Source organism: Lagierella sp. (genome assembly GCF_029983815.1).
Classification (GTDB): Bacteria; Bacillota; Clostridia; order Tissierellales; family Peptoniphilaceae; genus Mediannikoviicoccus.
Map to the genome: position 1 here is coordinate 68,588 of NZ_JASBYU010000007.1, position 12,663 is coordinate 81,250.

A 12,663-nucleotide genomic window follows, 5' to 3' on the forward strand; every position below is an offset into this window, starting at 1 on the left:
ATATGAGAGTTATATCAGGAAGTAAAAAGGGAATGCGTCTATATGGAACAAGGGATCAGTATACTAGGCCGACGGAAGACAGAATTAAAGAGTCAATCTTTGATTCACTCTACAGTATTTCACCAAATTCTAAGGTGTTAGATCTCTTTGCTGGTACAGGTGGCATAGGTATAGAATTCTTAAGCAGAGGGGCGGATTTTGCGGCTTTTTGTGACAAGAGTAGGACCAATATCAATTGCATTAAAGAAAACTTACGACATACTGGATTAACGGAAAAAGCTAGCCTATATCATGGAGAAAATACTAGAAATTTATTTAATTTAAAATCCGATAGGCATATTTTTGACTATATTTTTATTGATCCTCCTTATCAAAATGCTTCTTTATATTATGAAAGTCTAGATTTTATTAAAAAACATGGTCTATTAAGAGACGATGGTGTTATAATAATTGAAGCTGAAGAGGACTTAAATATAGAAGGCTATGATATAATTAAAGTTAAAGAATATGGTAAAAAGAGAATTTATTTTTTAGGTGTAGGAGAAGAAGATGAAAGTAATCTATCCAGGTAGTTTTGATCCTATTACTCTAGGTCATTTGGATATAATTGGGAGAGCTACAAAAAAATTTGACAAAGTCTATGTAGCTATTCTCAACAATATAAGGAAAAACTATCTTTTCGATGAAGAGGAAAGAAAGAAAATAATTGAGGATGCCTGTAAAAATTTTAGAAATGTCGAAGTGGTTATTTTTGACGGTCTATTAGTTGACCTATGTGATAAACTACAGGTCTATAATATATTAAGAGGTTTAAGGATGATTTCCGACTATGAAGCGGAGGTGCAAATGGCTTTAACGAATAAGTCAATGAATGAAGAAATAGAGACTTATTTTATGGTTTCAAGCCCTTCTTATTCCCATGTGAGTTCAACATTGGTGAAAGAGATAGTACATTATAATGGGGACTTTAAAAAATTGGTTCCCGATTTAGCATATAAAATGTTAAAAGAAATCGAAATTTAGCCGTTTATTCAATGTAATCTTGTATATATGGGGCTTTTATTATATAATTGAAACAGAACTATAAATTTGGAGGTATTTGTATGGATGTTAATCAAATTATTGAAGAAATAGAAGATTTACTGGATGATGCATCAACAGTTCCTTTTTCCAAAAAAGTATTGGTTGATTCTGATGACATTCTTCATCTATTACAACAGATAAGACAAGGACTACCAGCTGAGATAAAACAAGCTCAATGGGTTAATGAAGAAAAGGATAAGATTTTAGCAGAAGCTGAAAGAGATGCTGAAGAGATTAAAAATAATGCTGGAAGAGAAGCGGACAAGATCATAAACGATGCAAAGGAAACCTTTAACAATATGATAAGTGATCATGAAATCACAAAAAGCGCCAACAGATATGCTGAAGATATTGTTACTAAGGCAGAAAAAAATGCTATGATTCTTAAAAATGAATCTATGACATATGTTGATGAACTTTTAGCTACTACACAAGATAAGCTAAAGGATATTTTATCGGATTTAGATGAAGATAGAAAAGAATTAAGAAACGATTAATACTAGGTAATTTGAAGCTTATTCATCCAAATCCTTAAATTATATGTACAATTTAATAAGAGCTGTGAAGAGAAATAAGTGTCAAAACTATTAAAGAGAGCTGATGTATGGTGAAAATTCGGTATAGTTAAAACATGGGGAATCTTGGAGCTTTTATCTTTAAGTGACGGCTTTTGCCGTAATTAGGGTGGAACCGCGGATAACTTTCGTCCCTAGCCTAGGCTAGAGTCGGAAGTTTTTTTATTGTTTCGAGAAAACTCTAAATGGAGTACTCGATTAAGGAATTATTATAGGGGGGTATTATGGATAAAGATATTAAAATGGAAGATATTGTTTCTTTGGCTAAGATGAGGGGATTTGTATTTCCTGGATCAGAAGTGTACGGAGGTCTATCAAATACTTGGGACTATGGTCCCCTTGGAGTAGAACTAAAGAATAATATTAAAAAAGCTTGGTGGAAAAAATTTGTTCAAGAGATAGAAAATAATGTGGGAATCGATGCTGCTATTTTAATGAATCCAGATGTATGGGTTGCCTCTGGACATGTTGGTGGCTTTTCGGATCCACTTATCGATTGTAAAGCTTGTAAGTCAAGATTTAGAGTGGACAAAGTCATAGAAGACTACTACTTAAATGAAAAGGGCGAGGAGTTAACTGGATTAGATGGATTATCTAATGAGGAACTTATGGATATTTTAAATAAAGAACAAATTCCTTGTCCAAAATGCGGTAAATTCGATTATACGGATATTAGAAAATTTAATTTGATGTTTAAGACATTTCAAGGGGTTACTGAAGACTCCACATCTGAAGTATACCTTAGACCAGAAACTGCTCAGGGGATTTTTGTAAACTTTAAAAATGTTCAAAGAACTAGTAGAAAAAAGGTTCCTTTTGGAATAGCTCAAATTGGAAAGTCCTTTAGAAATGAAATTACTCCAGGTAACTTTATTTTTAGAACTAGAGAGTTTGAACAGATGGAGTTGGAATTTTTCTGTAAACCTGGAGAAGATATAGAATGGTTTAATTTCTGGAGAAGCTATTGTAAAGATTTCTTAACAAACCTTGGTATTGACGAAGCGAACATGAGACTTAGAGATCATGGCAAGGAAGAGCTTTCATTTTATAGTGTTGCTACAACGGATATTGAGTATAAATTCCCATTTGGTTGGGGAGAGTTGTGGGGAATTGCTGATAGAACCGACTACGATCTAAATCAGCATATTGAATCATGTAATGCGGATTTTGTTTACATGGATCCTACTACAAATGAAAAGTACGTTCCATACTGTGTAGAACCATCTGTAGGTGTAGATAGAATGTTCTTAACTTTTTTATGTGATGCATTTGAAATTGAAGAGTTAGAAGATGGTTCTACGAGAAATGTTTTAAAATTACATCCTGCCTTAGCTCCTTATAAAGCTGCAATTTTACCATTGACTAAGAAATTGACCGATAAAAGTGATGAAGTGTATAAAATGTTATCTAAGCTTTATAATGTGGACACCGATGTTTCTGGTTCAATTGGTAAAAGGTATAGAAGACAGGATGAGGCTGGAACTCCTTACTGTATAACCGTTGATTTTGATACTTTAGAAGATGAGACTGTGACCATACGCCATAGGGATAGCATGGAACAAGAAAGAGTTAAGATTTCGGATTTAGCAGACATTATAGAAGAGAGGTTAAAATTCTAATGAATATTGTAGTATATGGTGGAACTGAATGTCCCATGTGTAAGCCTGCCAGTGACAAGTTAAAAGAGCACGGTATTAAACACAATTATAGAGATATAATGCGATCAATTGTTAGATTGAAGGAATTTCTAGCATTGAGAGATAGTAGAAGTGAATTTGATAGTATAAAAAAAGAAGGCATTATCGGGATTCCTTGTTTCTATTTTGTAGATGAAGATAAGATTTCATTTGATGTAGATGAAGTAATCGACTATGTAAAAAATAATTATGATGGGAAGGAAACAATTGGTTAATGGAAGAGTTAAATCCAATAGAAAATGTTAGATTACAATTAAAAAAAGCTTGTGATTTAGGCAATATCGATAGTAATGCATATGAAATCTTGAAAAGTCCTCAGAGAGTTATAGAGATTTCTATACCTGTTAAAATGGATAATGGACAGGTTAAGACCTTTATTGGATATAGATCGTGTCATAGTAATGTTTTAGGACCTAGTAAGGGAGGAGTCAGGTTTCATCCTGCAGTCACAGTAGATGAAGTTAAAGCCTTGTCCATGTGGATGAGTTTTAAATGTTCTGTGATGAATTTGCCCTACGGAGGTGGGAAGGGTGGAATAATAGTTGACCCTACCGAATTATCCGAAGGGGAACTAGAAAGGCTATCGAGAGGTTATATACAGGGTCTATATGACTATTTAGGGGAAAAGATAGATATACCAGCTCCAGATGTCAACACAAATGGCAAGATAATGGGATGGATGTTAGATGAATATATCAAATTGAAAAAAGAATTTACCCCAGGGATATTGACTGGAAAACCTCTAGTTTTGGGAGGCTCTAAAGGTAGAACTGAAGCTACTGGTTTAGGAGTTGCCATAATAACAAAAAAGGCAGCTGATTCTATAGACTTATCTTTAGATTCTAGTACTGTTATTATTCAAGGTTTTGGAAATGTTGGTTCCTTTACTTTTAAATACCTTGAGGAGATGGGTGCTAGAATTGTTGGATTATTAGAATGGGATAAAACCTTTGGAGAATATGGATTGTATTCTAAAGAGGGATTATCCTATAATGATTTAAAAAAATATAAGGCTACACAGGGTTCTCTTATCGACTATCCTAATGCAGTTAAGATAAAATCAGAAGATTTTTGGAAGTTGAATGCAGATATCTTGATTCCTGCTGCTTTAGAAAATTCAGTTACTAAAACAATAGCTGAAAATTTAAATGTTAGGTTAATAGTTGAGGGAGCCAATGGGCCTATAACTTCCGTTGCTGATGAGATATTGAATAATCGAGGTATTTTAGTAGTTCCTGATATTCTTGCTAATTCAGGAGGAGTTACTGTTTCTTATTATGAATGGGTACAAAATCTATATGGATATTATTGGGAAGAAAAGGAAGTATTTGAGAAATTAAATACATCCATGGACACTGCATATGAAAATATTTGGAAAGAAAAGTTAAATTTAAATGTCTCTCTTAGAGAAGCGACTTATATATATTCTTTGAAAAACATCAGTGAAGCCATGAAATATAGAGGATGGTACTAGATATTGAAAAAGGATTTTATTTAATGGATTATATTGCAAAGGATAATAAAGTAGTATTTAAAAACAAAAATTTTAATCCAAAGCATATTTTTGAATGTGGTCAGGCCTTTAGATGGGAAAAAAATGATGATGGTTCCTATACCAATGTTGCATTCAATAGAGTTATAAATGTTAAACAAGAAGAGGATAATATTATACTTGATAATGTTAGCGAAGAAGATTTTAACAATATCTGGATAGATTATTTTGATTTAAATAGAGATTATGATTTGATTAAGAGTAGCTTAGCTAACAATGAAACCATGATTAAGGCCTTAAATTTTGGTTATGGTATAAGAATTTTAAATCAAGAAGCCTTTGAAACGATTATTTCTTTTATCATTTCAGCCAACAATCAAATTAGTAGGATAAAAAAATCTATCGATATAATCTGCAAGGAATACGGGGATGAAATTGGAGATTATAGGGGAAAGACATATTATTCTTTCCCAACTAGTAAAAAACTCTCCTCAGCAAAGATTGATGATTTAAGACAAATTTGTAGAGTTGGTTTTAGAGATAAAAGAATTGTTGATACATCAAGGCTAATAGAATCTAAGGAATTTAATATAGAAGAATCAACTGTCTATAACTCTAAAAAACTTTTTGATGAATTAATAAAACTACCGGGAATTGGTCCAAAAGTTGCTTCTTGTATAATGCTATTTTCCTATGGAAAGACTGAGACTTTTCCTGTGGATGTTTGGATTAAAAGGGTAATGGAAACATTATATATAGGCGAGGAAACGACTAAAAAGAATATTGGTGTCGTAGCCGATAAAATCTTTGGAGAATATGCTGGATTTGCCCAACAGTATTTATTTTACTATGGTCGAGAAAATAAGATTGGAAAATAATTTTGTTTTTCAAATTTTGGATAGGAGTTAATATGATTGATAAAAATGAGGTAAAAAGGATCTATCAGCTTGCCCACTTAAAAATTCAAGATGATGAATTGGAGAAGATGGAGGAAAAGTTTAATAAAGTATTGGAATTTTCTTCTGATATCTTAAAGGTGGACACTGAAAACATCGATATGCTAGAGATTGTTGAAAATCATAATAGTACACTTAGAGATGATGTGATTATGGACAGCTTGGATAGAGAAGAGGCTTTAAAAAATGCTACTGATAGAGAATATGGTTATTTTAGGTTAAAAAAGGTAATAGAATGATGAAGATAAAAGAATTAAGAGACAATTTTATTAAAGATGAATTGAATTTAGAAGAGTTCTATGAAGAATTGATTAAAAAGATTAAGGATTCTTCTGATTTAAATATTTTTATAACTTTTGATGAGCAGGATGTAAAGTCACAAATTGAAGAATTAAAAAATAAAAAGAATAAGGGAAGACTCTATGGAGTTCCTGTAACTCTAAAGGATAATATTTCATATAAAGGCCTTAGGATGACTTGTGGATCTAAAGCGCTTGAAAATTTCAATCCTGTATTTAATGCTACAGTTGTAAAAAGGCTAAAGGATGAAGGAGCTATTATTCTAGGTAAGGTAAATATGGATGAGTTTGCTATGGGAAGTTCTTCAGAAACTTCTTACTATGGACCAACCAGGAACCCTTTAGATCCTGAATTGGTACCAGGAGGTTCCTCTTCGGGTTCTGCTGCTTCTGTAGCTGCCGATTTAGCGGTTATCTCCCTTGGTTCAGACACAGGGGGATCTGTAAGACAGCCTGCTCAATATTGTAATGTTATTGGATATATACCAAGTTATGGAAGCATATCTAGATGTGGTGTGGTTTCCATGGCTAACACCTTAGATCAGGTCGGAATCCTTTCAAAAAATGTTGAAGATGTTGTTGAAACCTTGAACATAGTTGGTGGTCATGATGAAATGGATATGACATCTACTAATAAAGAAAATCTTGATATAGAAATAGACAAGGATTATGATTTTAAAAACAAAAAAATTGGAATTGTAGATTTAAATTTATTTGATATTGATGATACGGTTAAGGAAGATTATTTAAATTCTTTAAACTTAATAAGGGATTTAGGTGCGGATTTGGTCGAATTGAATTTCGAATTTCTAAAATATTCTACTTCAATTTATACCGTTGTTATGGCAAGTGAAGTAAGTAGTAATATGTCTAGATTTGATGGTATTCGCTTTGGTTATTTAACTGATGACTATAATACAACAGATGAACTATATACCAATACTAGAACCGAATCTTTTGGTGAAGAAGTTCAAAGAAGGATAGCTTTGGGAACAATGTTTTTAGCATCAGACTCAGATCAAAAGATTTATAAACAAGGACAAAAAGTAAGGAATCTTTTATCGAAGGAGTTTCAAGAAAAATTTGATGAGGTAGATTTTATTCTAACGCCTACCGCTACAAATCTTCCATATAAAATTGGAGAAAGAGTAGATGACCCTCTTGCCGTTTATGATAGTGGAACTTTTAATGTACCTGTAAATCTATGTGGACTATGTGCGATATCTGTACCTATAAGAAAAGGAATTTCTGGATCTCTTCAATTTATTGGTAATAGGTTTGAAGATAAAGAGATACTTTCAGCGGCATATTCACTTGAGAGGAGTATAAGAAATGAATTATAAAACTTTAATAGGTCTTGAAATTCACGTTGAGCTAAGTACAAAGAGTAAAATGTTTTGTAGTTGTAAGAATCAATTTGGACTTGCACCCAATACATCTGTATGCCCTATATGTCTAGGTCACCCAGGAGCTCTTCCGCTTATGAATAAAAGAGCAGTAGAGTATGCTACAATGGCAGGCCTAGCATTTAATTGTAAAATAAATCAAGAGTTTAAAATGGATAGAAAAAAATACTTTTATCCGGATTTGACTAAAGGATATCAAATAACCCAACAAGACCAACCCCTTTGTACGGAAGGATATATAGAAATTTCAAATGGGGGAGAAAATAAAAAAATTCGTTTGGAGCGTATCCATATTGAAGAGGATACAGGAAAATCCATTCATAACGAAAACGGGAATACATTAATGGATTATAACCGTGCAGGAGTACCTCTAATTGAAATTGTTTCAAAGCCTGATATGCAATCTGGTTTACAAGCAAAGGAATTTTTGACAAATCTTAGGGAGACTCTAAGATTTTTAAGTATTTCCGATGTAAAGATGGAACAAGGATCCCTTAGATGTGATGTCAATATCAATATTGTTGCAGAGGATGACAGCTTTAAGACTGCAATTTCTGAAATCAAAAATTTGAATTCCTTTAAAGCTGTAGAAAAAGCTATTGAATTTGAAGAAAAAAGACATTTGGAAATGGCTTCAAAGTCTGAAAAAGGGGTTAAAGAAACCAGAAGATGGGATGAAAGTACAAACTCTACAATTCCTATGCGTAAAAAAGAAGAGGGAAATGATTATAGATTTTCTGTAGAGGGGGATATTACTAAAACGGTTTTAAGCGATGAATTTATAGAAAATGTAAGGAAAAACCTTCCAGAACTTCCTCATGAGAAGATGGAAAGATTTATTGAAGAGTATAAATTACCAGAATATGATGCGGATATCTTATCTAGAAGTATTGCACTATCAAACTATTTTGAAAAAAGTGCAAAACTTACTCAAGATCCCGTTTTAACAAGTAATTGGTTGCTTTCAGATGTACTTCGTAGAGTAAATGAAGCTGAAATAGATTTTGAAGAAGTACAGATGTCAGTTGAAAATTTCTCTAAGCTTTTATTATTAGTAAAGGAGAAAAAGATAAATAACAATACTGGTAAAAAAGTTTTAAGAACTCTTTTTGAACAAAATTTTGACCCAGAAGAGTATGTAAAGGAAAATGGATTAATCCAGCTAAACGACGACAGTCAATTGGAAGAAATAGTAAATAAGGTATTAGAAGAAAATCCTCAGTCAATCGAAGATATAAAAAATGGAAAAGACAGGGCTTTTGGATATTTAGTGGGACAATGTATGAAAATGTCTAAGGGCAAAGGAAATCCTCAAAGATTTAATGAACTTATAAGAGAGAAGATACAATGAAGGAACTTATAGTAGCTTCTCATAATCAAGGTAAAATTGAGGAAATTCAAGAATTCCTTAAAGAATTGGGTATAAGGGTAATTGGAGTTGGAAATTTAGTTGATATGAGTAAAGTAGAAGAAACAGCTTCTACTTTAGAAGGAAATGCAAAAATTAAAGCTGATTATGTCTTTAAAAAGCTTTCAAAGCCTATTTTATCAGATGATACAGGTCTTTTTGTAAGGGATTTAGATGGCGCTCCTGGAGTATATACTGCAAGGTTTGCAGGGGAAAATGCTTCTGATAAGGAAAATCGAAGTAAATTGTTGAAAGAGTTGGAAAATTCAAAAGATAGATTTGCTTTTTTTGAAACAGTATTATATCTTATAGATGACAAAGGAATAAGTCATGTTGTAAATGGGGTATGTGAAGGTACTATTGCAGAAGAAGAAATTGGTGATAAGGGATTTGGATACGACAGTATCTTTATCCCCTTAGAGGAAAAGAAAACTTTTGCACAGTTATCTATTAAAGAGAAAAATGCTTTTAGCCACAGGGCTAAAGCATTAAAAAAACTAAAGGAATTGCTGGTGAACATTGTAGATGAAAGTAGGAATAATAAGTGATACCCATGGAAGTTACAAACAAGTAGCAAAAAGTTTGCTACTTCATAAAGTTGATGTGATAATTCATTTAGGTGATTTTTCAGATGATGGAAGAGATATTGGTAAAATAACACAAAAGCCAATATACCTAGTTAGAGGCAATAATGATTATGTAGTAACTGATGAACCTTCTGAATTGTTTATAAATATAGGGGGAATTGACTTTTTTATTACACACGGGCATAAGTACAATGTTTATTCAGGATTGACAAATTTAAAGTTTAGAGCCATTACAGCAGGTGCTCAAGTTGTATTATTTGGACATACCCATGTCTATTTTAAAGAAGTAACGGAAAATATTTTATTTTTAAATCCCGGTAGTCCTAGCTATCCCAGATTTGGAGACGATAAGGGATATGTGATTTTCGATACTGAAAATCTTAAGACAAAAAGAATTATTATGGAGGAAGATTAATGGATAGGATTTTGACATCAAACGACTTGGCTTTAGAAATGGAAGAGAGTATAATTTCTAGAGTTAAAAAATTGAAGGACAGTAATAACACACCTAAGCTTGCTATAGTAAGAGTTGGTGAAAAACCAAATGATATTTCTTACGAAAAGAGTTTAATAAAAAAGGGCGAAAAATATGGAATTGAAATTAAACAGGTGCTGTTAAAAGAATCTACGACAACTGAAGAACTAAAAGAAGAGATAGAAAATTTAAACAAAGATGAATCAGTTACAGGTATGATTATCTTTAGGCCTCTTCCTAAACATATTGACGAAGAAGTTATTCAACAGACCGTTTCATGGGAAAAAGACGTCGATTGTATGACACCTACAAATTTAGCTAAGATTTTCCAAGGAGACTTTTCTTCATTTCAACCAGCAACACCTTATGCAGCTATGAAAATATTAGAGCATTATGGAATCGAATTAGAAGGCAAAAACGTTGCCATAGTCAATAGATCTATGGTCTTGGGTAGACCAATGGCTATGATGGTGTTAGATAAAAATGGTACTCCTACTATTTGTCACTCTAGGACTAAAAACTTAAAGAAGGTTCTTCAAGAAGCGGATGTGGTAGTTTCTGCAACGGGAAGAGCAAAGTCTCTAACTAGAGAGTTTTTGACACAAGATTCTATTGTTATAGATGTTGGAGTGTCTATGGACGAAGAAGGAAAACTTTCTGGAGATGCGGATTTTGAAGATCTTAAAGATTTTGTAAAAGGAATTACCCCTAGATTAGGTGGTGTTGGAAAAATAACCTCTACATTACTCATGGATCAAATAGTACAGGCAAAAGAAAAAAGTTTATAGGATAATAAGAGAAAGAAGTGCTCAAAGGGATGAGTGCTTCTTTTTTAGATTTCAGTATTTAATTTTTGAAATACATATTTGACATATGGGGGGAAGGGGATTTATAATATTAACAGAACATATGTTCGAGTGGTGATATTATGAATTCGAAAGAGAGAGTAATACTTCATAGTGATTTAAATTCTTTTTATGCTTCTGTGGAACTTTTAAATTATCCGAAGTATAGGGGTAAACCCTTTGCAGTGGGAGGGAATCAAGAGGATAGACATGGGATAATTTTGGCAAAGACTCCTGAAGCAAAGATGGATGGAGTCAAAACAGGTGAGCCTATTTGGCAGGCTATGAAAAAATGTCCCAATCTGATAGTTGTTCCTCCAAATTACGAAAAATATTTATATTATTCTGATAGGGTGCAAAAAGTTTATTATAGTTTTACCAAGCAAGTAGAACCTTTTGGAATGGACGAATGTTGGCTAGATGTTACAGGGTCTCAAAGATTATTTGGGTCTGGTAAAGAAATTGCAGACTGTATTAGAAAAATAGTAAGGGAAAGTTTTGGATTAACTGTGAGTATTGGAGTAAGTTATAATAAAATATTTGCTAAATTGGGTAGTGATTTAAAAAAGCCAGATGCTACTACCGAAATAACTAAAAATAATTTTAAAGATATTGTTTGGCCTCTAGGATGTGGCAACATGATTATGGTGGGACCAGCAACTCAGAGAAAGCTTTCTAGTATAGGAATATATACTTTGGGAGAATTGGCAAATTCAGATGAACGTATTATAAAGAAGATGCTAGGTATAAATGGAATAAGAATAAGAAATTGGGCAAATGGAAAAGATAATACTCCTGTGACAGACTATTATTATGAACCGCCTATTAAGAGTATAGGAAGGGGGATAACTACAGTAGAAGATATGAAGGATTCCTGTAGCGTTCAATCTGTATTGATGGAATTATGTCAAGAAGTATCTGAAAAGCTTATAGAGCATGGTTTTTTGGCAACAGGGATATCTATAAGTATTAGGGATAATAAATTACAGAGCAGAAACTATACAGCCAGATTGGAGTATCCAACTTCATCATCTATTGAGATAATAAGGGTGGCTATGGAATTGTTTAAAGAATATAGTTGGGATTATAATATACGAGCAGTGAAAATAAGAGCGACAAATATAATAAGGGATAATACTTCCTATCAAATTACTGCTTTAAAAGATGTGAAAGAACATGAGGAAATGGTAAATCTTGAAAATGCGATATATAAAATACGTGGAAGATTTGGAAAAAAATCTGTAATATACTGCAATATGATGCTTAAGAGGTATATTCCCGATGATAAAAGAGAAATGGTTATAATGCCTTCGACCTATATAGCAGAACAAAAGAGGATGTATCAAAAGTAAAAATACTTTTATAATTAAAAAATCACGCATATCAAAATGATATGCGTGATATGGAGGCGACACCCGGATTTGAACCGGGGATAGAGGTGTTGCAGACCTTTGCCTTACCACTTGGCTATGTCGCCTTATTGGAGCGGAAGACGGGATTCGAACCCGCGACCCTCGCCTTGGCAAGGCGATGCTCTACCACTGAGCCACTTCCGCATATTTCCATGGTGCCCAGAGCCGGAATCGAACCAGCGACACGAGGATTTTCAGTCCTCTGCTCTACCGACTGAGCTATCTGGGCTCACAATTTTCTTACTTTGTATTATTTCTCTATATTTATTTATCCATTTTTTAAAAAAGCTCATTCTTTTTCTGCTTCTTGTAAAACCGACGCAGAGCCTAAGTCACTGCCACGATTTCTTGTGAGAAATCGGCCATTTACTTATACCGACTGAGCTATCTGGGCTCACAATTTTCTTACTTTGTATTATTTCTCTATA

At 33.1% G+C, this 12,663-nt stretch carries 14 protein-coding genes and 3 tRNA genes; 14 read left to right on the forward strand and 3 right to left on the reverse strand.

All coding sequences use genetic code 11. The annotated features are described in order from the left end of the window. Positions 1–2: 2 nt before the first annotated feature. The 14 genes from rsmD (at position 3) to Q1K37_RS04505 (ending at position 12,175) form a co-directional block, all read left to right on the forward strand. Positions 3–572, forward strand: coding sequence for a 16S rRNA (guanine(966)-N(2))-methyltransferase RsmD (gene rsmD, locus Q1K37_RS04440; RefSeq protein ID WP_300409791.1), 570 nt, complete (start codon positions 3–5; stop codon positions 570–572). Further along, the gene (gene coaD, locus Q1K37_RS04445) at positions 550–1,023 is read left to right on the forward strand and encodes a pantetheine-phosphate adenylyltransferase (RefSeq protein WP_300409793.1); all 474 of its coding nucleotides are present in this window, start codon (positions 550–552) and stop codon (positions 1,021–1,023) included. Before rsmD ends, coaD begins: the two co-directional genes overlap by 23 nt. A gap of 80 nt (positions 1,024–1,103) precedes the next feature. Continuing rightward, positions 1,104–1,580: an ATPase gene (locus tag Q1K37_RS04450; protein WP_300409794.1), complete on the forward strand. Its 477-nt coding sequence runs from the start codon at positions 1,104–1,106 to the stop codon at positions 1,578–1,580. A 302-nt stretch (positions 1,581–1,882) separates the two neighbouring features. After that, positions 1,883–3,277, forward strand: a complete 1,395-nt coding sequence (locus Q1K37_RS04455) for a glycine--tRNA ligase (RefSeq protein WP_300409797.1) — start codon at positions 1,883–1,885, stop codon at positions 3,275–3,277. Next, complete coding sequence (locus Q1K37_RS04460; protein ID WP_300409799.1) at positions 3,277–3,570, forward strand: glutaredoxin domain-containing protein; 294 nt, start codon at positions 3,277–3,279, stop codon at positions 3,568–3,570. The genes Q1K37_RS04455 and Q1K37_RS04460 overlap by 1 nt, the downstream gene beginning before the upstream one ends. Next, the gene (locus Q1K37_RS04465) at positions 3,570–4,829 is read left to right on the forward strand and encodes a Glu/Leu/Phe/Val dehydrogenase (protein WP_300409802.1); all 1,260 of its coding nucleotides are present in this window, start codon (positions 3,570–3,572) and stop codon (positions 4,827–4,829) included. Before Q1K37_RS04460 ends, Q1K37_RS04465 begins: the two co-directional genes overlap by 1 nt. Positions 4,830–4,852: 23 nt before the next feature. Next, positions 4,853–5,725, forward strand: coding sequence for a DNA glycosylase (locus tag Q1K37_RS04470; RefSeq protein WP_300409805.1), 873 nt, complete (start codon positions 4,853–4,855; stop codon positions 5,723–5,725). Positions 5,726–5,757: 32 nt separating this feature from the next. Next, positions 5,758–6,042 (forward strand): Asp-tRNA(Asn)/Glu-tRNA(Gln) amidotransferase subunit GatC, encoded by a 285-nt coding sequence (gatC, locus tag Q1K37_RS04475; protein WP_300409808.1) that lies wholly within the window; start codon positions 5,758–5,760, stop codon positions 6,040–6,042. Next, complete coding sequence (gene gatA / locus Q1K37_RS04480; RefSeq protein WP_300409825.1) at positions 6,042–7,445, forward strand: Asp-tRNA(Asn)/Glu-tRNA(Gln) amidotransferase subunit GatA; 1,404 nt, start codon at positions 6,042–6,044, stop codon at positions 7,443–7,445. Before gatC ends, gatA begins: the two co-directional genes overlap by 1 nt. Then, complete coding sequence (gene gatB, locus Q1K37_RS04485) at positions 7,435–8,859, forward strand: Asp-tRNA(Asn)/Glu-tRNA(Gln) amidotransferase subunit GatB (RefSeq protein WP_300409810.1); 1,425 nt, start codon at positions 7,435–7,437, stop codon at positions 8,857–8,859. Before gatA ends, gatB begins: the two co-directional genes overlap by 11 nt. Beyond that, positions 8,856–9,464 (forward strand): RdgB/HAM1 family non-canonical purine NTP pyrophosphatase, encoded by a 609-nt coding sequence (gene rdgB, locus Q1K37_RS04490; protein ID WP_300409813.1) that lies wholly within the window; start codon positions 8,856–8,858, stop codon positions 9,462–9,464. Before gatB ends, rdgB begins: the two co-directional genes overlap by 4 nt. Beyond that, a complete protein-coding gene (locus tag Q1K37_RS04495; protein ID WP_300409815.1) occupies positions 9,442–9,918 on the forward strand; it encodes a metallophosphoesterase in 477 nt (158 codons plus the stop codon). Before rdgB ends, Q1K37_RS04495 begins: the two co-directional genes overlap by 23 nt. Then, the gene (locus Q1K37_RS04500; protein ID WP_300409817.1) at positions 9,918–10,766 is read left to right on the forward strand and encodes a bifunctional 5,10-methylenetetrahydrofolate dehydrogenase/5,10-methenyltetrahydrofolate cyclohydrolase; all 849 of its coding nucleotides are present in this window, start codon (positions 9,918–9,920) and stop codon (positions 10,764–10,766) included. Before Q1K37_RS04495 ends, Q1K37_RS04500 begins: the two co-directional genes overlap by 1 nt. Positions 10,767–10,906: 140 nt before the next feature. After that, entirely contained in the window at positions 10,907–12,175 is a 1,269-nt protein-coding gene (locus tag Q1K37_RS04505; RefSeq protein WP_300409820.1) for a DNA polymerase IV, read from the forward strand. Positions 12,176–12,226: 51 nt separating this feature from the next. On the opposite strand, the gene Q1K37_RS04510 is transcribed toward Q1K37_RS04505, so the two are convergent. The 3 genes from Q1K37_RS04510 to Q1K37_RS04520 form a co-directional block, all read right to left on the reverse strand. Beyond that, positions 12,227–12,300: transfer RNA gene (locus Q1K37_RS04510), tRNA-Cys, on the reverse strand. Between the two features lie 4 nt (positions 12,301–12,304). Further along, positions 12,305–12,379, reverse strand: a tRNA-Gly gene (locus tag Q1K37_RS04515). A 9-nt stretch (positions 12,380–12,388) separates the two neighbouring features. Then, positions 12,389–12,464: transfer RNA gene (locus Q1K37_RS04520), tRNA-Phe, on the reverse strand. Between the last annotated feature and the right edge of the window lie 199 nt (positions 12,465–12,663).